Below are 20,040 nucleotides of genomic sequence, written 5' to 3'. Positions count from 1 at the left end.
AAAGCTGAGGAAATCTATGGAAAAGCAAAGGAACTTGTTCCTGTACTTCCTAAGGATGACATTACAAAGCTTATTATCAAGCAGGCAGTAAACCAGCTTAACAGTGCTTCTACAACCGTTGAATCACTACGCACACTTATGAATGAAACTGCATCCAAACTCCCAGAGTATCCTATTGTTATGGCGATGAAAGGGGTTGGTGCTTCGCTTGGTCCTCAATTGATGGCTGAGATTGGTGATGTTTCCCGTTTTACCCATAAAGGTGCTATTACTGCTTTTGCCGGTGTAGATCCCGGTGTTAATGAATCGGGAAGTTATGAACAAAAAAGTGTTCCAACTTCAAAACGAGGCTCATCTGATCTTAGAAAGACTTTATTTCAGGTAATGGATGTCTTAATAAAAACACACCCACAGGATGATCCTGTGTATCAGTTCATAGATAAGAAACGGGCACAAGGCAAGCCTTATTATGTCTATATGACTGCAGGTGCCAACAAGTTTCTAAGAATCTATTACGGACGAGTGAAAGAATATCTTTCATCTCTTCCAGAATCCTAATCATCATTATAATTCTCAGACCAGCACTGGTGTGGTGGTCTTATTTTGATACCTACTTTTCAACCTGTATAAAATTTTCAATGTTCTTCAATTTAGCCTTGACTTTTTATTTGCAGGCTAATTTGTCAAACACCGACTCGCTGATTCCGAGAAAATGAACACTTACTGTATTGGAAGCCTTTGCATCTTCCCAAACCTGTTCTTCATAATCAGTCCAGTTTTTTTCATATTTATCTGCGAATGCTTCCCATGTTTTCAGAAGTTCCGGCTCCATCTTGTGGGTTTCCTCAGAATAATACACATATCCTGTCTTAGCACTATCAGGACATTCGTCCAAAATCTCTTTGATTTCAGGTGTAATACCGTTGAAATTCGTATTTGACAAACTTCCCGTCATCTGATCCAGTTGAAAATCGGAAGCTAAAAACACTTTTCGGTAAGAATCAAAATCATATCCCTGCACCAACATCACGATACAGTTGACAACCACCATAGAAAGAGCGATAGAAAGCATAACAATCAATCCCTTTTTCCAATTTCGTAACACATTTTGAACTGCCATTCCCCACCAGGTTACAGAAGTATTCTTTTTTATTTTCCTATGTGACTGCTCTCCTTCTGCCAAACGCAGAGCTTCCACAGGCGAAACTCTTTCCACCATTTTACAAGCCTGCAGACTGGAGAGATACACCGTTAAAAGCGTTAAAAGTATCGCTGCAAGAAAAATCAAAGGATTTGCTGATACTACTGTCTGAGCCGTTTTTCCTGCCTGTGCACTAATTGCAGCATCTGCAGTCAAGGACGGAGCCATACAAAGACCTGCAAGATAACCACAAAGCAATCCGATTGGAATGCCAATAGCTGATAATCTCCACGCCTGCATACGTACAATTTTCTTCAACTGCTTTCCCGTTGTCCCCACATTCTTTAACAATCCGTAAGCCCGGATATCCGTTTTCACAGAAATGTTAAAAATATTATAAATAATCAGGTATCCAGCTAATATGACAAATAGAATCATTATAATTAAAGAAGAAAATGAAAATGAATCCTCTTCAAAGAGATTATATGCCGGATTGACTTCCATTCCTGTCCCAGCTTTCGTAAATCCCGCTGCTTTGGATATCTTTTCCGTTTTCTTTTCCAAATTCCAAAGGTTCTTGTACCAGACAGAATACTCTTTTTCTCCATTGTAGATGCCATTTTCTAATTCTTCCTGCGTAACGGGATAACGATTCTCCTTTGCATAGGCTTCGGATACCCAGACCATCTGACCTAAAACAGCTTTATCCCCCTGCCAGAATCCACATATCTGAAACGTATCTGTCTTATATTGTTTCAGCATAGGATTTACTTCCCAGGTCAGCGTTACTTCTTCCCCAATCTTTGGTGTAACACCCAGAGATTCCAATATCGTGCTGCTAAGTGCTACTTCATTTTCTTTCTCCGGCAGTCTTCCTGTAGTTGGCAGACAATTAAAACTTTCTGCCATATTTTCATCTGCATATCGGACCTCTACGGAAAATCCAAACCGTTCGTCCATTCCAGCTCCCAGAAAAATACCGGAACCATATCGTTCCACATCTTCATCCTGTTCTATTGTTTTTTGCAATCTCTCCGCATCTTCTTCTGACAAATTCTGCGCAATAGCATGGGATGAATCCATAAATTGCTTAATTTCCGTTGCTCTTTTGGAAAGTATCATGGATACGCTCCCCACAAAGAGGCTTGTAAATAACAGTGATGTCAACATGATTGCAATAACAGCAATAATATTTCTTGCTCGGTTCATTTTCATAAAACGTTTCGTCAATAATCGTAACGTTTCTTTATTCTCTACTTTTACCATATAATCGCCCTCACTATGCCAAACCACTGTCTGAAACAATTTTTCCGTCTTCAATCTGTAAAATCCTGTCAGCCATCTGGGCAATCTCCTCATTGTGAGTAATCATTACAATCGTTTGATGAAAACGCTTACTGGTGACTTTTAAAAGTCCCAATACATCCTGACTCGTTTTGGAGTCCAGATTGCCTGTCGGTTCATCTGCCAGCAAAATAGCAGGTTTTGCCGCTAATGCTCTTGCGATTGCCACCCTTTGCTGCTGACCCCCTGACAGTGCACTTGGAAGATTTTCCAGTTTTGTCCGAATACCCAGTGTATCTATGATTTCATTTACATAACCTTTTTCAATCTTTTTTCCATCCAGTTTTACAGGAAGAACAATATTTTCCCATACATTCAGCATCGGAACCAGATTATACTGTTGAAATACAAATCCAATATTTCTACGCCTAAAAATAGTAAGCTCTTCATCTGGCATATGGCTTAAATTCTGTCCGTCAACAATGACCTGACCGGATGTTGGATTATCCAAACCACCAATGATATGAAGCAATGTAGACTTTCCACTTCCAGAGGTTCCAACAATCGCTACAAACTCCCCTTTTTCTACTTCCAGGTTTATACCATCAAGAGCCCTGACTTCTGTTTCTCCCTGCCCATATATTTTTCGTAAATTTACTGCTTTTAATATATTCATGCCATCCTCCCATCAAAAAAGCCTGTATTGATCTTTACAATACAGACTTTATCATGACAATGTCTCCATCTGGTTTCTGAAATGTCACAGTTTTGATACTATTCCTTCTTTGCTATTGGAAGAAACACAGAAAATGTAGAACCTTTTCCTCTCTTTGATGTCACTTTTATATACCCCTTTTGTGCCTGAATGATCTCTCTTGCAAGGAATAAGCCAATTCCTACTCCTGGCTGGTCTGCCACTGACAGACTCCGATAAAACCTTCCAAATATCTTTGGTATTTCTTCTTTTTCTATTCCAATGCCATCATCAATGATATCGATCTTTACAAAGAAAGAATACTGCTCGGCTTTTATCTGAACATTTCCCCCACATGCTGTGTATTTAATCGCATTGTCTACAATATTTCCAAGTGCTTCCACAGTCCATTTTGCATCACACATAGCATGTAAATCCGTGTCAAATAGATTCAGGGAAATATCCTTCTCCATTGCTTTTACATTAAACTGCTGCTGTACGGATGCAAACATCTGTGCAATAGCAGTATCCTCCGGATGTACTGCTATAATTCCGCTCTCCATTCGTGATAATTTGACCAGTGATTGTATCAGAAAATCTAATTTCTCCGTCTGCTCCAAAATAGTAGCTATCTCCTCTTGATTTTCATTACTCACTTCAGAAAGTATTTCTCCATAGACTTTCAGATTTGAAATGGGAGTCAGTGTCTGATGCGCAATATCTGAAATAAGTTTTTGTATCACTTCTTTCTGTTCCTGTTGATTTTTTTTGCCAGAAAACTACTGTCTATATATTGTTTCATGCTGTTTTCAAGAGCAGAATACTTTTCTTCTGATATTTCTGTCCGTTCCAGTTCTCCATCTATTGCACAATCCAGCATTCGCTGCAGCCGGTTAAAAAGCTTTTTTTCTTTCTGATAAAAAAAGCTGTACCAAAAAACTCCGCTCAGGACAAATATAACTACAATCAACATAATTGTTTCTATCATCCATTCACCGCCCATGTATAACCAATTCCATAAACCGTCTTGACATATTCAGGCTTCTGCGTATCATCTTCTAATTTGTCTCTGAGGCGTTTGACTGCAACAGTCAGAGCATGAGCATCCACAAACTCTGTATCTCCCTGCCATACCTCGTCAATCAGATATTCCCGTTTCAATACTTTTCCTCTGTTTTCACACAGCACTCTAAGGAGCTTTTGTTCTGTCTTACTAAGTTCAATAGGTTCTCCATCTTTGAAAAATTCCATTTTATCGAAATAGAACTCAAATCCATCAAGCTCCATAGAATTTTTAGCTGCTGCCTCTTTATTTCTAAGCTGCACAGACACTCTTGCACGCAAAACCATCAAGCTAAACGGTTTCGTAATATAATCATTTGCCCCAGCTTCCAATCCTGTTACAATATCCACTTCCATGTTATTTACTGTAAGCAGAATAATCGGCACCTGACTATTTTTCCTTATTTCTCTTACAAAATCAATCCCATTCCCATCCGGCAAATTCACATCTAATAAAACCAATGTGATATCTTCCTTTTTCAAGATTTCTCTAGCTTCCTGCAAAGTTCTGCACTGATAAAAGAAATAAGCATCATTCTTTAAAGCCAGACGGATTCCATCATTTAATTTTTTGTCATCTTCAACAATCAGTAACTTTTCACTCATATTTTCTCTGCTTTCTTACAAATTACGCTAATTGTATCATTGCCAGTTTTATAAATCAAATCATTAAGTCAAAATCTCCGGCAGAATTTATCTTATAAACAGCAAAAAACTCCCGAAGGAGCTTTCCACGTTTTAAATGTACACTAATTCTCTTAACACAACCTCTTCTGCATCATTTCATATTTCCCATGAAGAATGTTGTAAATTAGTACTATCCACAACGATAACAGGTAATTTAATTATTCGTATTTTTTCCCGATAATGTAAATCGAAACTACCATACCGCCTAATATCATAATTAAGAAAATTTTATTCAAAATATCCCATAAAGCTATATTGAAACAATTGATTATTATAATACCTGCAAGAGGATATAGAACAACTGTTGCAAGTGTCCATATTTTTAAAGTTGTGCAGATGTATATCCAATTTCCATTGTTAAAAGATAAACCAACTAGATGTATTCTAAAAATTCCTTGCGAAACATAATTTATCTTGTTGGCATCATAATATGTTGGTAATATGTCTTTTGCAAAGAAACAAAACCATGCACCAAATAAAAGCATTCCCACGGTAACCAGCAATATATCCCCTTTCATCTCAGCTAATGAACTTCCAGATACAACTAACATAATAATTTCTGTAATAGATATAAAAAAACATAACAAATATGCTAATATCCAGTTTTTTCTATGCTGATGAATAGAATTCCTAACAGCCATATCGAGAGAGCTTACTACCAATTCCTCGACTTCTTTTGTATCAATATTTTTCTGTGTATCTATTTTTTCTCCACGTAACAATTCTGTAACGGTAACATCTAATATATCAGCTATTGGTATGAGTAATACGACATTAGGCATACTAAGACCACGTTCCCATTTGCTGACCGTTTTATCTGATACATATAATTTTTCAGCCAAATCCTTTTGAGTTAAATTCTTTTTCTTTCTTAATTCGGTTACAAATAAACCGAATTTTTCATTACTAATTTGATACATACATCCACCTCCTGCACACATATTATAATGGGAGTACGCATAAATCAATCGACTAGCAGTAGAATTGCAGAATATTAGCACAAATATATCAAATAATCTCCCCATTATAATTATTTCTGTGAAGTTATATTCGGATATTTTTTAAGCCATACTATGGAATAATTAAATCTGTGTAACTTATAACCAGGGCAGAAAAAAACAACCTTCCGGAACTTAGAAAAGGTCACCTGATATGGAATTGTAATTTGATTCTTCTTTGAACTCTTATAAACACAAAAGCTGAACAAATAGGATTTTTCTTCCTACCTGTTCAGCTCTTTGTTTACCTGTAAATCAATTCATTTAACACAATCTCTTCCGCCATATTACGAATACCTTTTACCGCTCTGACCCATTCCATCTGATCACGAACTTTCAATTCTTCCGTAATGCCCTGCCTATCCATCATCTGACGCACCAGAATATCCATTCTCTCCTGTGCTTCATCGTCCACAGTATTCAGATGTTCTGTCAGTCTGTCTTCCAACATATACAGTGAATACATTGCCGGACGATGCTCTTTAAGATATGTTTTTCGCATCATTCCATATTTCCCATAATGCGGTTCTTCATCTGTACTGACAAGATTCGGATAGTAAATTCCGTCTGCGCCAAGTATGTAGGTTCCACCCATTTTTTCAAATGTGCTTTTCATGTGTTATTCCTCCTTGAAATCAGCGATGTCCTTAGATCATCGCAAAATATTTCAGGGCAGCCTTGATAGCTTCTTCTTTTTCTTTCGGACATTGTGGAACTCTTGCATTTTCTGATTTTGGAAGATTATAGTTTTCTCCCACTTCAATTCCACATTTGCGTTTTACCTGAGAAATATATAAACTTGAAACCTTCAATCCAAATTCTTTCAGCACATAATCTTTGATTTCCTGATAGGTTGCTTTCAACTCGGCACTGGTGGCATCCAGCTCGTCCAGGTCTAAGTCGATCTCTATCGTGTCATCTGGTTTTTGTTGGGACAAAAGAACAACAGTCTCTATATGAACCGTGCTCGGAAAAAGATCCACACACCCAATCCGTTCTACCTGATATCCTCTTCCCTGCAGAAGCTCCAGATCTCTTGCCAGGCTGGTCGGCTTGCAGGCAATATAAACCATTCTTTCCACACCAAAATCAATGATCTTTTCCAGTGCTTTCGGATGCACACCGTCTCTTGGTGGATCCAATACGATCAGATCCGGTACTTCACCCAGATCATCGATTACTTTCAACACATCTCCAGCCCAGAAGGTACAGTTATCGAGTCCATTTAAAGCAGCATTTTCTTTTGCAGCCTCTACAGCCTCTTCAACGATCTCCACACCTACTACTTTTTTTGCCACTGGTGCAAGGATCTGTGCAATCGTTCCGGTTCCACTGTAGAGATCAAAGATTACCTTATCTTTCGTCTCACCGATATAAGATCTTGCTGCCTCATAAAGCACTTCCGCGCCAAGGGAATTAGTCTGGAAGAAAGAAAATGGTGTGATCTTGAACTTCAGTCCCAGAAGTTCCTCATAGAAATAATCCTGTCCATATAAAATTTTGGTTCCTTCATCTTTTACCACATCCGCAAGGCTGTTGTTGGTTGTATGAAGAATTCCGGCAAGCTTCCCATCATAAGAAAGACCGGTAAGCTTTTCCACCAGTCTGGCTTCATCTAGCTGTGCCTCCGATGTTGTTACCAGATCAATCAGAATTTCTCCGGTGCGAACTGCCTTTCTCACAAGAAGATGACGGAAAAATCCAGTATGGCGCATTCTGTGATAATACGGAAGACCTGTATCTGTCGCAAACCCCAGAACAGCCTTTATAATTCGTCTGAAATCCTCATCCACAATCTTGCATTCTGTAACATTTACAATATCGTGAAAGCTGCCTCTTTTATGCATGCCAAGTGCAAGAGGTCCGTCCTTATATTCGTCTCCAAAAGAAAATTCCATTTTATTGCGATATGCATCTCTGACCGGGCTTTCTTTAACACCCTCCCAGATATAATCACCATCAACCGCCGCATCCATCATTGCATGGATCTGCGCTTCCTTCATCTCCACCTGCTTTTCATACGGCAGATTCTGATAAGTGCATCCGCCACAGACTCCAAAATGCGGACATGCCGGCTGACATTCTTCCGGTGAATGCTCCAGAATTTCCAGAAGCCGTCCCTCTGCCTGACCTTTTCGTATCTTATTCACCGCGAAACGCACCTTTTGTTCCGGAACGGTATTCTTCACGATCACTTTTTTTTCTTCGTCCTCTACCACGGCAAATCCTTTATTCGGGAAATCTACCCTTTCTATATATCCTTCTAATATCTGTCCTTTTTTCATCTATCTATATACCCTCACATAGAAAAGGCAGGAATCTTTGACAATTCCTGCCTTCGCTGCTTTCTTAATATTACTGTACTTCATCTTCATCACTGAAGAAATCATTGTCGAAATCATCGTCAAAATCTTCTTCAAAGTCTTCCAGATAATCCGGAGTAAAGAAACAATATACTGCATATGCAATTGCTGCAACTGCTGCTACCGCACCGATAATTGCAAGAATCCAGAGAACAGTTGTCTTCTGATCATCATCTTTCTTATGCATCATATCGTTGAGTTTCGTTGTTGCAAGTAATTCTTCGATTCTGTTCATCTCCATACACGCCCTTTCTGCCGTCACTCTCTGCTTCGGCTCACTCATTGTTTATAGCTAGTATACCACAAATCCATGCATAATTTCCACCATATTGCACAGATTTTACGAAAAAGAATGTGTTTCTTAGGCACATAGTGCAATTTTAGTCAATTTTCTGCAGTTTTGCAAACATGGCAAACATCTTCTTCGTGCCCGCCGTATCAAAGTCCACAGTCACTTCATAGTCTCGTCCGCCTTCTGTGATCTGTGTCACCAGACCTTCCCCAAACTTAATATGACGCACTCTGTCCCCCACATCATATCCCGGACCTTTTCCCTTGGTCACAGTAAACTGCTGTGCAGGCTTTGTCGCTGCGAACGCTTTTGTCGCAAATGCCTGCTTTGCCTGACGGTAAGCAGATACCTTTGGTTCCTCCTCTGTCTGCTCTTTTTTGAACAGGGCACCGGTAGAAAGCAGACTCAGCGGAATCTCTTTTAAGAATCTGGACATCTTATTATACTGTGTCTCACCGTGTACCATCCGTCGTCTTGCACAGGTCAGCGTCAGATTCTCCTTTGCACGGGTAATTCCCACATAACAGAGTCTTCTCTCTTCTTCCAGCTCTGCCGGATCATCTGCCGTGATCGTCATATAACTTGGGAAAATCCCATCTTCCAGGCCGGCGAGATAGACGTGTGGAAATTCCAGGCCTTTCGCACTATGTAAAGTCATCAGCACCACATAGTCCGTCTCCTCATCAAGACTGTCGATATCTGCAACCAATGCCACTTGCTCTAAAAAACCGGAAAGTGTCGATTTTTCATCTTCTGCTTCACAGGACTCTTCGTATGCAACAATTTTATTCCGGAGCTCTTCAATATTTTCCAGACGGCTTTCTGCTTCTTCATCAGAATCTGCCTGCAGTTCTTCTACATATCCAGTCGCATCGATAATCTCATCCATCAATTCCGCTACACTCATGCGTTCGCCTTCGGCTTTAAAATGCTCAATCAGGGCTGCAAAGGATTCGATTTTGCCAAGCGCACGTCCGATTCCCGGAACCGATCCTGCAGCCAGGATTGCTTCATAGAAACTGATCTCCCGTTCCGTTGCATAATCCTGCACCCTTCCGATAGTTGTCAGTCCGATTCCCCTCTTCGGTACATTGATGATCCTCCGTACTGCCAGATCATCTTTTCCATTATCTACTGTTTTTAAATATGCCAGCAGATCCTTTATTTCGCGTCTTGCATAGAAGTTTACTCCACCAACGATCTTATACGGAACATTGGATACCACCATCTTTTCCTCGAATATACGCGACTGCGCATTGGTTCTGTATAAAATAGCGAAATCCTTATATTCTCTTTTTCCACTGTTCACCTTGTCTTTGATATCACTGACAATATAATCCGCCTCATCGTAGGCAGAATCAAACTGACGGAACTGAATCTTCTCACCCTCACCATTCTCGGTCCAGAGCGACTTCTCTTTTCGTCCTGTATTGTGACGGATCACTTCATTTGCTGCGTTCAGGATTGTGGATGTGGAACGGTAATTCTGTTCCAGCTTGATCACTTTCGCATTCGGATATTCTTTTTCAAAATTCAGGATATTCATGATATTCGCACCCCTGAATTTGTAGATCGACTGGTCGTCATCACCAACTACACACAGATTCTGATACTTACCGGCAAGAAGGCTTACCAGCTTAAACTGTACCGTATTCGTATCCTGGTACTCATCCACCATGATATAACGGAATCTTTCCTGATAATACTCCAGAACGTCCGGCTGTGTCTGAAGAAGCTGTACCGTCTTTAAAAGCAGATCGTCAAAATCGAGTGCATTGTTAGCTTTCAGCTGCTTTTCATACTCGGTATAAACCTGTGCAATCTTCTTTTTCGCCCAATCCCCTTCCGCACGAAGTGTCATCTCTTCCGGTGTGACAAGCTCATCTTTTGCAGAAGAAATCGCACTAAGAAGCGACCGTTCCTTAAACATTTTCGTATCAATCTGCAAATATTTACACACATCCTTGATCAGTGTCTTCTGATCATCTGCATCATAAATCGTAAAATTTGTATCATACCCGAGCCGGTCAATATATCTGCGCAGGATCCGCACACACATTGAATGGAAGGTGCTCACCCAGATACTCTCCGAACCGAATCCAACAATCTGATCCACTCTCTCACGCATCTCCCCGGCTGCCTTGTTCGTAAATGTGATCGCCAGGATATTCCATGGGTTCACACCTATCTGATCGATCAGCCAGGCAATCCTGTGTGTAAGGACACGTGTCTTACCGGATCCTGCTCCGGCAAGGATCAGAAGCGGGCCCTCTGTATAAAAAACGGCCTCCTGCTGTCTGTCATTTAATGTATCATAAATACTCATATTTTTGTTCCTCTTTCTTCTCCTCTCTCGAGGCTCTATTGCATCATTATATTATAAAAAAAGTGGGGTGTCAAAGAATCTCTCGTCCCTATTTTTCGTCGTAAAAATAGAAAAATCCAGCTCCTTTTTTCTTATCTGTAAAATTTTGCAAAATATCTGGACTTTAAAATTTTAATGTGCTAATATGTCATTGTATGAATGAGTGGGGCAGTTTATGTCACACTCTTATTGATTATTTGTCATGGAGGGATAATATAATGAGTAGAAAAATCAGAACAGAAGCGGTCGATTCTTTATTTGATGCCGTTCTCAGTCTGAAAAGCAGAGAAGAATGCTACACATTCTTTGAAGATGTCTGCACGATCAATGAGCTTTTATCGCTTTCACAGCGTTTTGAAGTAGCTAAGATGCTACGTGATCAGAAAACATACCTGGAGATTGCAGAAAAGACTGGTGCTTCCACAGCAACAATCAGCCGCGTAAATCGCTCTCTTAATTATGGTAATGATGGATACGATATGGTATTTGAGAGACTTCAGGCAGGGGCTGAAGAATCCGAATCTTAATTTTACAGACACCGGCAGGAGTTGGTAGTAACAGCTATTGCCAAACACATAATAGCCAAAAGGAACGAATTTCAAAATCTGAAATCCGTTCCTTTTTTATTCTTCTTAAAAAAGCTAACGCTTTTATTTTTTCTTATCCGGCTTTGGAAGTTCGTCCACCATTTTTTCAATCAGTTGCTTTTTCACATACACATCAAAACTGAGATTACAGATAAAGGCAAACTTCTGAAGCTGTTCTCTTTCTTCATCATCCACACATACAAAAGAATGCTCAGCAGTCTCATACGCCTTACGAATACTATCCTGCAACTCTCCGATCCTGCTTTTTTCCATCTTACAGACTTCTTCATAGATACTTTCCATGTCAAATTCCGAATTCACAGCAAAATATTTGTCTGTCAGTGGCTTTAACAAGATCTCAATATCTTTGATCGAGAGCAGGTTCTTAAAATAATAGACAAAAATCAAAACCAGAAGGTGCTCTTTGGAATACTTTTTCTTGTTCGGAGGCGGAAGCAGATTGTTCTTCGCATAATTATTGATCATCGTTTTCGTCAGGATCTTATCATCCTCATAACGCTTCGTCGAACTGAGCTGCTCCTCCATAAAAGTTGTTACCTGATCCATATATAAATCTATATTCGGAATATCTACCGGATGAATATAATCAATTCTGCCGACACTTTCCAGGATACTGTTTAATAAATCTTCCGTATTTATCGTCATTCTTTTTCACCTCAATATAGATATTATATAGTATTAAAAACTATATATCAAGTCTTTTCTCTATCTTTCATCCAGGCTTTTTTAACGTAAGTGACGTATTAACAATTCACTTTTTTCTGTTTCCACATATTCCGTTTATACCGAATACATGATTTCAGAAGCTCTGCAGAAGTATTAACGATCAGTTCTTCCGGAAAATGACTCTCCTCGATCACCGGAAGCGCATAACTGTAATCTGCAAGATCTACATCCATGTGTGCGTCGCTTCCCATCGTAACCGGAACTTCGTATTTCTTACAGTATTCCAGCATTTTTAAATCATTTTTCCTGGTATCCACGCGGAATCCGCCAGGTCTTAACGAACCGTTATTTACCTCCAAAATGGTCCCTGTCTCTTTTGCTTTTTTGGCCAGCTGTTCATAATCCACCGGATATCTTCCGTCATCCGGATGTCCAATAATGTGAATCAGCGGATTCTCCATTGCCGCAAGGTATGCCGCCGTGATTGCCTCTTCCGTCCGCTCGCCTTTATAACAAGGTCCATGAATACTTGCAATTGCAATATCCATCTGACAAAGTGTGTTCTCCGGAAGGTCAACCTCTCCCTTTTCATTCATAATATTCAGTTCCACACCCATGAACAGTCTCACGCCGTACATTTCACGCGGTACGATATGTAGATTCTGGAAATAGAACTCATGACAGGTTCCCGGCATCTGCGGTGCATGTTCAGTCAGTGCAAATGCCTCCAGTCCTTTCTCTTTCGCCATCTGTGCCATCTCACGTATCGTATTGTATGCATGTCCGCTGACAATGGTATGTGCATGTGTATCTAAAACTATTTTCATCGGTCTTTCCTCCTGCCTGCTCTTTGTCTGTGTTCTCACAGCTCATCTTTTCTTATATTCTTATGATAAACTGATTCTTTCTTTTTTACAATCCGTTTTTCCCCACTGTTTTCATTTCTAAAATTTCTATAAAATGTGCAGTGTTTTTGTTGTCACATGGTACAATAGACTATAAGAATATTTAACGAAAGAGGTTTTTTTATGAATCTTTTAGCAGCACTTGCAAGTGTACGGATCTTTCCCAGAAAAGCTTCCCATCAGACACTGACTACCCGTTGGGGAAAAGCTCTTGATCCGCAGCACATACTGGAAGAATATCCACGTCCGCAAATGATCCGCGATCAATATATCAACCTGAATGGAGAATGGAATTACACAGTTCTTTCAGAAAAAAATACCATAACCAAAGAAGGAACTCTTCTCGTTCCTTTTTCTCCAGAAGCCCCTCTTTCCGGTGCCGGTTTCCAGTTAAAGCCGCACGAAAAAATGCTCTGTGAACGCCTGCTGTCGGTCAAGTGCCTTCCTTCCGACGGATCCCGGTGCATCTTGCATTTTGGTGCAGTCGATCAGTATGCGAAAGTTCTGGTAAATGGAAAAGTAGTTGTCTCACATATCGGCGGATATCTTCCATTTTCTGCTGATATCACAGATGCTCTGCAGGAGGGTTGCAACACTCTGACTGTACACATTGAAGACCGTTCCGACACTTCTTATCACAGTGTTGGGAAACAGAAATTAAAGCGTGGCGGAATGTTCTACACCGCCCAGAGTGGAATCTGGCAGACAGTATGGATGGAATGGGTTCCGGCTGTCTATGTCAAAAAACTGGAACTCACCCCTTTATATGAAAAAGAGACGGTACACGTATCCCTTCTTTTAAATCATCCGATTTCCGGATGCAGCGATGCCGAAGCGGTTGTCTGTCACGTCAGAGACATGGACGGTCGCCTGATTTCCAAGGGGATCTGCACCAATCAGTCTGACTCTCTTTGCTGTTACTCCTGCTACTGTGACGTCAACAATATGCATCCCTGGAATCCTGATGATCCTTATCTTTATACAATTGAGATACAGGCAGGCGAAGATAAAGTCACCGGCTATTTTGCAATGCGTACCTTTACCATCGAACCGGATAACAAAGGACTTCCCCGCTTCTGCCTGAACCATGAACCACTTTTTCTGAATGGAGTCCTGGATCAGGGATACTGGCCAGACGGTCTTTACACTGCGCCATCTGATGAAGCGCTGATCTATGATATCCAGACCATGAAAAATCTCGGCTTCAACATGATCCGTAAGCATGTAAAAGTCGAGACTGCAAGATGGTATTATCATTGCGACCGCCTTGGAATGATTGTCTGGCAGGACATGGTAAACGGTGGCACCTACAATGCTCCGTTCATGACCTGGCTGCCTGCACTCTTTCCAAAATTCAAGCTTCACACCAGTGACCGGATTCATCCTCTCTTCGGCAGGAAAAATGTACATGGAAGAGAAGAATTCATCCGTGAATGCAAAGAAACTGTCACTGCCCTAAAAGCATTCCCATGCATCAGCACCTGGGTAATCTTCAATGAAGGCTGGGGACAGTTTGATTCAAAAAAGCTTACTACCTTATTCCGCGAACTGGATGACACCCGGCTCATCGATTCCGCCAGTGGCTGGTTTGACAGACGGCAGGGAGATTTCAAAAGTGAACATAACTACTTTGCAAAGCAGTTCGTAACTCCATCTGACCGCGCTTTCGTCATCTCCGAATACGGAGGCTACACCTGCCAGGTCAAAGGACATACCTGCTCCGGCAAGACATACGGATATAAAATCTGCTCTTCACAGGAAGAATTCCAGGCAGCCTATCATAAACTTATGTCTGAAGAAATCGACCCCCTCAAAGAACAAGGATTGTGCGGAGCAGTATATACACAACTCTCCGACATCGAAGATGAAATAAACGGGCTGATGACTTACGACAGGGAAGTTTGTAAGTTGTAGGTGGTTGACAAAGTTACGCACCCATGGATTCGGATTCACCCCCGCTCGCGCTTAGTCCGCAAACGTAGCGGATACTAAGTTCGATGATGTCTGACGACATCCTCTCACTAAGTACCGACGTTTCCGATGGGGTTCATTCCGAATGCATGGGTGCTTGCGTTTGTCGCTCCAGTACAAGTTGTGCGGAGGCGCTTCGCTGCCGCACTGGGAAAATACTATTTTAATTTCAGTGGGATAGGTTGCTCAGGAACATAAACTTCATACCTTATCAATATACCTCCAGTACTTCCGCAAATCCATTGCCACCACTTCCCGTCAGACACCACATCCAGGCGACGCGCAGCGGATGCCGTCCCTCTGGTATCAGTTTTTTGTGCGCTTAGTATGGTGCCGTCTTCTCCCTTCGCCGATGCGGTTCTGGTGTCATAGCACAGCCCGGGGCAGAACGATAATTCTGCTGGCGGGCCCTCAAAAAACGCCGGCACTTAGTGAGGGGATAACGCTTGCGGTATCACCGAACTTAGTACCGCTGCGTTTTTTGCGGAGCGAAAGCGCGCCCGAAAGCAGAAATATCGTTCTGCCCCGGGCGTCCCTTTCCCATCACCTAACTCATCAGCAAAATCCCCGAAAACGGCGGCAGGTCCAGCGTCACATGCGTCCCCTTTTTTGCTTTTGCCGGCAATGTCTTTTTCTTTTTTGTATTTCCTCCATATTCGTCCCAGTCCGTATCCAGTATCACACTGAGTTTTCCTTCTTCTTCGGTATCCAGTTCGTAATCTTCCTGTTCTTCGTCTGAGAAGTTGAATATCGCGATAAAGTTCTTATTTTTTCCTTTTCTTTTGATCGCATAGATACAGCGTTCTTCCTGATGGCAGTCCAGCCATTTGAAATTCTCCGGATCATAATCATGCCAGAATGCATCATTTTCCTGACCGATACGGTTCAGTTCGATCATATAACAGTGAAATGCATCATGGAGCGGATATTTTAGGATATCCCAGTCCTGCTCGCGGCTTTCATCCCACTCGCGAAGCTGACCGAATTCATTTCCCATGAAATTCAGCTTCTTACCAGGATGCGCCATCATATACAGATACATAGCTCTTGCCTGCGGGAACTTATCCTCATATTCTCCGTTCATCTTCTGGAGAATCGTTGCCTTTCCATGTACCACTTCGTCATGACAGTATTCCAGCAAAAAATGCTCATTATAATAATACATCATCGAGAATGTCAGCTTATGATAATCTCTGCTTCTGTATTCTGGTGCACTCTGGAAATATTCCAGTGTATCGTGCATGAAGCCAAGATCCCACTTGTAATCAAAACCAAGTCCTCCCTGGTCAACCGGTTTGGTAACACCTGGAAAATTGGTGGAATCTTCTGCGATCAGCATGGCTGTCGGATGAAGGGACTTTAGTCCCTGGTTCATCACCTTCAGAAAATCCAGTGTCGTTCCGTTAACACCCCTGGCCTCGTCACCCTGCCAGTAGATCAGACGACTGACTGCATCCATACGGATTCCGTCAAAATGGAACTCACTCAGCCAGTAATTTGCTGCCGACTGTAAGAAACATCGTACTTCCCCTCTGGAATGCATGAAATTACAGCTTCCCCATTCGCTTTCACCTACTGCCGCATTTGGATATTCATACAGACAGGTTCCGTCAAATTCTTTCAGTCCATAATAATCGACTGCAAAATGTACCGGAACAAAATCCATGATCACACCAATTCCTGCCTGGTGACACTCATCCACAAATTTTTTCAGCTCATCCGGTGTTCCATAACGTGCGGTCGGCGCAAAAAATCCGGTATTCTGATATCCCCAGGATCCGTCAAAAGGATGCTCGGAAAGCGGCATCATCTCAATATGAGTATAATGATTCTTTTTTACATAAGGAATCAGAAGCTTTGCAAGCTCAATATAAGTATACCAGTCGGTCTGCCCTTCTCCTTTTTTTCTCCAGGATCCTGCATGGATCTCATAGATATTGACCGGACTGTCAAATCCGACTGTCCGGTTCTTCATCCATTTTTCATCCTTAAATTTATAACTATAAAGATCCGTTAAGATTGAGCAATCTCCTGGTCTTAATTCCATCTGGAAGCCATATGGATCACAGTGCTCTACCCTTCCACCATTTGCTGTGTAAATGCAGTACTTATACAGCTGACCAGTCTTCGCCGGAATCGGCTCTGACACATATACACCGCTCTGTTCCTCCTGATACATCGGGATCTCTGTCCAGTTACTGAACTCTCCAAATACGCACACTCCTTTTGCCGATGGCGCAAACACACGGAAAATAAAATTTTCACCCTCTTTATGCGCTCCAAAATAACGATATACATCAAAAAGATGCCCTGTATAAAACTCCTTCCGCATCTCTTTTCCCCCTGTTTATTTATTTTTTTGAAAAGATATGTTTGATAAAAACATACATTACAATAGCAAATGCCATCAGATATCCAAACGCACCGATTGCCGGAATCCCCCACAACCTTGGCTGCATATTGGTTGTACAGATAATGCTGGAACTGATCAGAAGTGCCATCACCCACAGCCCCATTACAATATTCCGCACCAACCTCCTTAGCAACCCGGAAAGCTCATCCGAAGTATGAAGATCCAGATTGACTCTGGTCTGTCCTTTCATATGCCCCTGCAGGATGTCTGCTGCAAGGGAAGGAATATCCATTGCCTTGTGAAGAGAACGATACAGTCTTTTTGCATCATTCTTTATCTCTTTTTTCCACTGTTCCTTCGTCAGAAAGCTCTCCTTCATCCGTGCCGCCGCAATCTCAACCATGTTGATCTGCGGACTGATCTCGGCAAGCACACCTTCCATATTGGCGAGTCCTCTTGCAAGCATAGTAAGTCCATGAGGCATGGAAATTTTATTTTCCTTCATCACTTCCATCAGATCCTGCATAACTTCCGCAATATCGATATCACCCATATCAATCGTTCCATATTTTGCCATCAGATTATTGATATCTTCATACAGCTTGCTCTGATCCGGCTTTCCGCGGAACTCGCCAAGTGCCATCACCGCTTCCTGGATCAGACCGATGTCATTCTCTGCCACACCTTTGACTGCATTGCTGATCTGTTCCCGGTCACGCTCGGTAAGTCTTCCCATCATTCCCATATCGATCCAGACAATCTTTCCATCACGGATACGCACATTGCCCGGATGCGGATCAGCATGAAAAAACCCATCCTCCATAACCTGGCGAATGTAATTATCTACAAGTTTTGTTCCAATCTCATTCAGATCATAGCCATTTGCCAGCAGATTTTCTTTATCGTTGATTGCAAATCCATCAATATATTCCATCACTAGCACATGGTTGGTCGTATATTCGCGATAGAGCCGAGGCGTTGTAACAAAAGCCACATCCTGATTGCGCTGGGCAAATTCTTCCATACTGGCTGCCTCCAGAAGGAAATTCATCTCCTGCTGGGTGACAGTCCAGAGCTCGTCCAGAACCATGTTAATATCCACCATGTCCTTGATCGTACCTGGCGGGACCAGCTTTGCCGCTTTGTGGAGCAGACTGATATCTCTGGACATTACCTTATAGATACCCTGCCTCTGAACTTTGACGACAACATCTTCCCCAGTCTTCAGAACCGCCCGGTGGACCTGTGCGATCGATGCCGATCCCAGTGGATGCACATCAATGCTCTGGAACACTTCGTTCCACTCATAACCGTAGGACTTGCGGATCACTTCTGCTACCTGTTCAAATGGCATCGGTGTCACCTCTGAATGAAGCCGCATCAGTTCTTCACAATAGCTTTTCGGAAGAATGTCGGAATGCAGTGACATGATCTGACCAAGCTTAATATAAGTCGGCCCCAGATCCTCCAGGATCAGCCGGAGCTTTTCCGGGGTAAGTCCACCGGTAATCCCATGTTTTCTGAGGACTGCTGTCATCTCCCGCAGTCTGGAACCATATTTATTTGACTCTTTTGGCTGGTTTTTGTTACTCATTCATGTCCTCGTTGCCAGATTCGATTGCTTCAACTTCTTTTGCTGCTTCCTCTGCCGTCTCTGTTTCAACAGTTTCAGCCGTCTCTCCTGCCTGTTCTACAGCTTCTTCTACTTTTTCTGTTTCTTCTTCAGAAACTGCTGCTTCACGCTCATAAATTCTTTCTTTGAGCTGTTCAATCTGCTCCGGTGTCATCTTATCAAGCAGCTCGTCCAGTTCTTCCGGTGAAGATGTCTTAACAGAAACATTGACATTTTCTTTTACAGTCTTCTTGATATTGTGGCGAAGTTCCTGATTCAGAACTTTTCCCTGTTCTACAGCTGCTTCTCCACGTTCTGCCATCTTATCCAGAACCTCTTTTGACTTTTCTGCAGTTACTGCTGCTGTACCAATCCCTGCAAGTAATACTTTCTTAACTCCATCTCCTAAACTTCCCATAACGTCTATCTCCTTTCACAATTTCAATCTGCTTTAAAACCCAAGGAATGTAAGTCCCTTTGGCAGAAAAATAATAATCCCGGCGATCGCTGCCATAATTGCTGCAATCAGAACCGCACCTGCTGCTGTATCTTTTGCAATCTTTGCAAGTGGCTTCCGCTCTTCCGTCACCAGATCGACCACCGCTTCTACTGCGGTATTGACCAGCTCTAGCGCCATGATAAGCCCAAAAAGTGTCAGGCAGATGCACCATTCCAGCGATGAGATCTTCAATATCACTCCGGCAATCACTACCAGAATCGCTGCCGCACAGTGAATCTTCATATTCCGCTCTTTTTTGATACAGGTACCAATCCCTTCAAATGCGTATCCAAAACTTTTATAGAGCGGATCTTTCTTCTGACTGTCCATATTTCATCACCTGCTTCTTATTATTGTCTTTATTTTACCAAATCAGCTCTATAATAACCAGTCTTTTCCGTATTTTCTTTCTATACAATCTGTAAAAATTGTAAATTTGTATTTGTATGATGTAAGAATCAAAATTCACTTTTGACATTCACATCATTTAATGTTGTGGCAAAAGGTATTTTGACCCCTTTGATACCAGATTGCTACGTG

At 41.7% G+C, this 20,040-nt stretch carries 19 protein-coding genes; 3 read left to right on the top strand and 16 right to left on the bottom strand.

The annotated features are described in order from the left end of the window. A partial coding sequence (locus tag PG766_RS15865; protein WP_270591246.1) for a transposase occupies nt 1-558 on the top strand: 558 nt, incomplete at its 5' end. Nucleotides 559-664: 106 nt separating this feature from the next. On the opposite strand, the gene PG766_RS15860 is transcribed toward PG766_RS15865, so the two are convergent. The 10 genes from PG766_RS15860 to pcrA all read right to left on the bottom strand — a co-directional run bounded on the left by PG766_RS15860 (nt 665) and on the right by pcrA (nt 10,847). Next, nucleotides 665-2,407 (bottom strand): ABC transporter permease, encoded by a 1,743-nt coding sequence (locus PG766_RS15860; RefSeq protein WP_243014442.1) that lies wholly within the window; start codon nt 2,405-2,407, stop codon nt 665-667. Between the two features lie 13 nt (nt 2,408-2,420). After that, nucleotides 2,421-3,101: an ABC transporter ATP-binding protein gene (locus tag PG766_RS15855; protein WP_117557921.1), complete on the bottom strand. Its 681-nt coding sequence runs from the start codon at nt 3,099-3,101 to the stop codon at nt 2,421-2,423. A 98-nt stretch (nt 3,102-3,199) separates the two neighbouring features. Beyond that, nucleotides 3,200-3,862 (bottom strand): sensor histidine kinase, encoded by a 663-nt coding sequence (locus PG766_RS15850; protein ID WP_243014438.1) that lies wholly within the window; start codon nt 3,860-3,862, stop codon nt 3,200-3,202. Continuing rightward, on the bottom strand, nt 3,859-4,107 hold the full coding sequence (locus tag PG766_RS15845; RefSeq protein WP_243014436.1) for a hypothetical protein: 249 nt from the start codon (nt 4,105-4,107) through the stop codon (nt 3,859-3,861). Before PG766_RS15845 ends, PG766_RS15850 begins: the two co-directional genes overlap by 4 nt. After that, nucleotides 4,104-4,787: a response regulator transcription factor gene (locus PG766_RS15840; protein ID WP_055157629.1), complete on the bottom strand. Its 684-nt coding sequence runs from the start codon at nt 4,785-4,787 to the stop codon at nt 4,104-4,106. Before PG766_RS15840 ends, PG766_RS15845 begins: the two co-directional genes overlap by 4 nt. A gap of 239 nt (nt 4,788-5,026) precedes the next feature. Then, a complete protein-coding gene (locus PG766_RS15835; protein WP_270591245.1) occupies nt 5,027-5,788 on the bottom strand; it encodes a helix-turn-helix domain-containing protein in 762 nt (253 codons plus the stop codon). A 322-nt stretch (nt 5,789-6,110) separates the two neighbouring features. Beyond that, complete coding sequence (locus PG766_RS15830; protein ID WP_118199044.1) at nt 6,111-6,482, bottom strand: TnpV protein; 372 nt, start codon at nt 6,480-6,482, stop codon at nt 6,111-6,113. A 31-nt stretch (nt 6,483-6,513) separates the two neighbouring features. Continuing rightward, nucleotides 6,514-8,151 carry a 23S rRNA (uracil(1939)-C(5))-methyltransferase RlmD gene (gene rlmD / locus PG766_RS15825; protein ID WP_118199043.1) on the bottom strand — a complete coding sequence of 546 codons (1,638 nt, stop codon included), beginning with the start codon at nt 8,149-8,151 and terminating at the stop codon, nt 6,514-6,516. Between the two features lie 70 nt (nt 8,152-8,221). After that, nucleotides 8,222-8,464, bottom strand: a complete 243-nt coding sequence (locus PG766_RS15820; RefSeq protein WP_044998722.1) for a hypothetical protein — start codon at nt 8,462-8,464, stop codon at nt 8,222-8,224. Between the two features lie 145 nt (nt 8,465-8,609). Continuing rightward, nucleotides 8,610-10,847, bottom strand: coding sequence for a DNA helicase PcrA (gene pcrA, locus PG766_RS15815; RefSeq protein WP_055157637.1), 2,238 nt, complete (start codon nt 10,845-10,847; stop codon nt 8,610-8,612). Nucleotides 10,848-11,104: 257 nt separating this feature from the next. Between pcrA and PG766_RS15810 the strand changes: the two genes are divergently transcribed. Beyond that, nucleotides 11,105-11,413, top strand: a complete 309-nt coding sequence (locus PG766_RS15810) for a YerC/YecD family TrpR-related protein (protein WP_022220320.1) — start codon at nt 11,105-11,107, stop codon at nt 11,411-11,413. A gap of 123 nt (nt 11,414-11,536) precedes the next feature. Here PG766_RS15810 and PG766_RS15805 read toward each other — a convergent pair whose 3' ends face one another. Beyond that, nucleotides 11,537-12,139: a DUF1836 domain-containing protein gene (locus PG766_RS15805; RefSeq protein ID WP_117835834.1), complete on the bottom strand. Its 603-nt coding sequence runs from the start codon at nt 12,137-12,139 to the stop codon at nt 11,537-11,539. 98 nt (nt 12,140-12,237) lie between these two features. Continuing rightward, complete coding sequence (locus tag PG766_RS15800) at nt 12,238-12,987, bottom strand: phosphatase (protein WP_118199042.1); 750 nt, start codon at nt 12,985-12,987, stop codon at nt 12,238-12,240. Nucleotides 12,988-13,188: 201 nt separating this feature from the next. Between PG766_RS15800 and PG766_RS15795 the strand changes: the two genes are divergently transcribed. Further along, a complete protein-coding gene (locus PG766_RS15795) occupies nt 13,189-14,979 on the top strand; it encodes a glycoside hydrolase family 2 protein (RefSeq protein ID WP_118199041.1) in 1,791 nt (596 codons plus the stop codon). 604 nt (nt 14,980-15,583) lie between these two features. On the opposite strand, the gene glgB is transcribed toward PG766_RS15795, so the two are convergent. The 4 genes from glgB to PG766_RS15775 are packed head-to-tail and all read right to left on the bottom strand — an operon-like array spanning nt 15,584 to nt 19,830. Further along, nucleotides 15,584-17,368 carry a 1,4-alpha-glucan branching protein GlgB gene (gene glgB, locus PG766_RS15790; RefSeq protein ID WP_118199040.1) on the bottom strand — a complete coding sequence of 595 codons (1,785 nt, stop codon included), beginning with the start codon at nt 17,366-17,368 and terminating at the stop codon, nt 15,584-15,586. A gap of 19 nt (nt 17,369-17,387) precedes the next feature. Next, the gene (locus PG766_RS15785; RefSeq protein WP_022220317.1) at nt 17,388-18,983 is read right to left on the bottom strand and encodes an ABC1 kinase family protein; all 1,596 of its coding nucleotides are present in this window, start codon (nt 18,981-18,983) and stop codon (nt 17,388-17,390) included. Beyond that, entirely contained in the window at nt 18,976-19,419 is a 444-nt protein-coding gene (locus tag PG766_RS15780) for a phasin family protein (protein WP_118199039.1), read from the bottom strand. The genes PG766_RS15785 and PG766_RS15780 overlap by 8 nt, the downstream gene beginning before the upstream one ends. A 33-nt stretch (nt 19,420-19,452) precedes the next feature. Continuing rightward, nucleotides 19,453-19,830, bottom strand: coding sequence for a diacylglycerol kinase family protein (locus PG766_RS15775; RefSeq protein ID WP_008369472.1), 378 nt, complete (start codon nt 19,828-19,830; stop codon nt 19,453-19,455). Nucleotides 19,831-20,040: the final 210 nt, after the last annotated feature.

The organism is Coprococcus sp. LG101-27 (assembly GCF_027695515.1).
GTDB lineage: Bacteria > Bacillota > Clostridia > Lachnospirales > Lachnospiraceae > Allocoprococcus > Allocoprococcus comes.
The sequence above is the reverse complement of the archived record's forward strand: the minus strand, read 5'-3'. Positions and strand labels throughout refer to the sequence as shown.

What these genes read in the sequence shown, in the direction of transcription:
- PG766_RS15820 (WP_044998722.1), bottom strand. Translation starts at nt 8,464, where the DNA reads ATGAACAGAATCGAAGAATTACTTGCAACAACGAAACTCAACGATATG.
- PG766_RS15845 (WP_243014436.1), bottom strand. Translation starts at nt 4,107, where the DNA reads ATGATAGAAACAATTATGTTGATTGTAGTTATATTTGTCCTGAGCGGA.
- PG766_RS15810 (WP_022220320.1), top strand. Translation starts at nt 11,105, where the DNA reads ATGAGTAGAAAAATCAGAACAGAAGCGGTCGATTCTTTATTTGATGCC.
- PG766_RS15830 (WP_118199044.1), bottom strand. Translation starts at nt 6,482, where the DNA reads ATGAAAAGCACATTTGAAAAAATGGGTGGAACCTACATACTTGGCGCA.
- PG766_RS15855 (WP_117557921.1), bottom strand. Translation starts at nt 3,101, where the DNA reads ATGAATATATTAAAAGCAGTAAATTTACGAAAAATATATGGGCAGGGA.
- rlmD (WP_118199043.1), bottom strand. Translation starts at nt 8,151, where the DNA reads ATGAAAAAAGGACAGATATTAGAAGGATATATAGAAAGGGTAGATTTC.
- glgB (WP_118199040.1), bottom strand. Translation starts at nt 17,368, where the DNA reads ATGCGGAAGGAGTTTTATACAGGGCATCTTTTTGATGTATATCGTTAT.
- PG766_RS15860 (WP_243014442.1), bottom strand. Translation starts at nt 2,407, where the DNA reads ATGGTAAAAGTAGAGAATAAAGAAACGTTACGATTATTGACGAAACGT.
- PG766_RS15795 (WP_118199041.1), top strand. Translation starts at nt 13,189, where the DNA reads ATGAATCTTTTAGCAGCACTTGCAAGTGTACGGATCTTTCCCAGAAAA.
- pcrA (WP_055157637.1), bottom strand. Translation starts at nt 10,847, where the DNA reads ATGAGTATTTATGATACATTAAATGACAGACAGCAGGAGGCCGTTTTT.
- PG766_RS15775 (WP_008369472.1), bottom strand. Translation starts at nt 19,830, where the DNA reads ATGGACAGTCAGAAGAAAGATCCGCTCTATAAAAGTTTTGGATACGCA.
- PG766_RS15785 (WP_022220317.1), bottom strand. Translation starts at nt 18,983, where the DNA reads ATGAGTAACAAAAACCAGCCAAAAGAGTCAAATAAATATGGTTCCAGA.
- PG766_RS15780 (WP_118199039.1), bottom strand. Translation starts at nt 19,419, where the DNA reads ATGGGAAGTTTAGGAGATGGAGTTAAGAAAGTATTACTTGCAGGGATT.
- PG766_RS15805 (WP_117835834.1), bottom strand. Translation starts at nt 12,139, where the DNA reads ATGACGATAAATACGGAAGATTTATTAAACAGTATCCTGGAAAGTGTC.
- PG766_RS15800 (WP_118199042.1), bottom strand. Translation starts at nt 12,987, where the DNA reads ATGAAAATAGTTTTAGATACACATGCACATACCATTGTCAGCGGACAT.
- PG766_RS15840 (WP_055157629.1), bottom strand. Translation starts at nt 4,787, where the DNA reads ATGAGTGAAAAGTTACTGATTGTTGAAGATGACAAAAAATTAAATGAT.
- PG766_RS15835 (WP_270591245.1), bottom strand. Translation starts at nt 5,788, where the DNA reads ATGTATCAAATTAGTAATGAAAAATTCGGTTTATTTGTAACCGAATTA.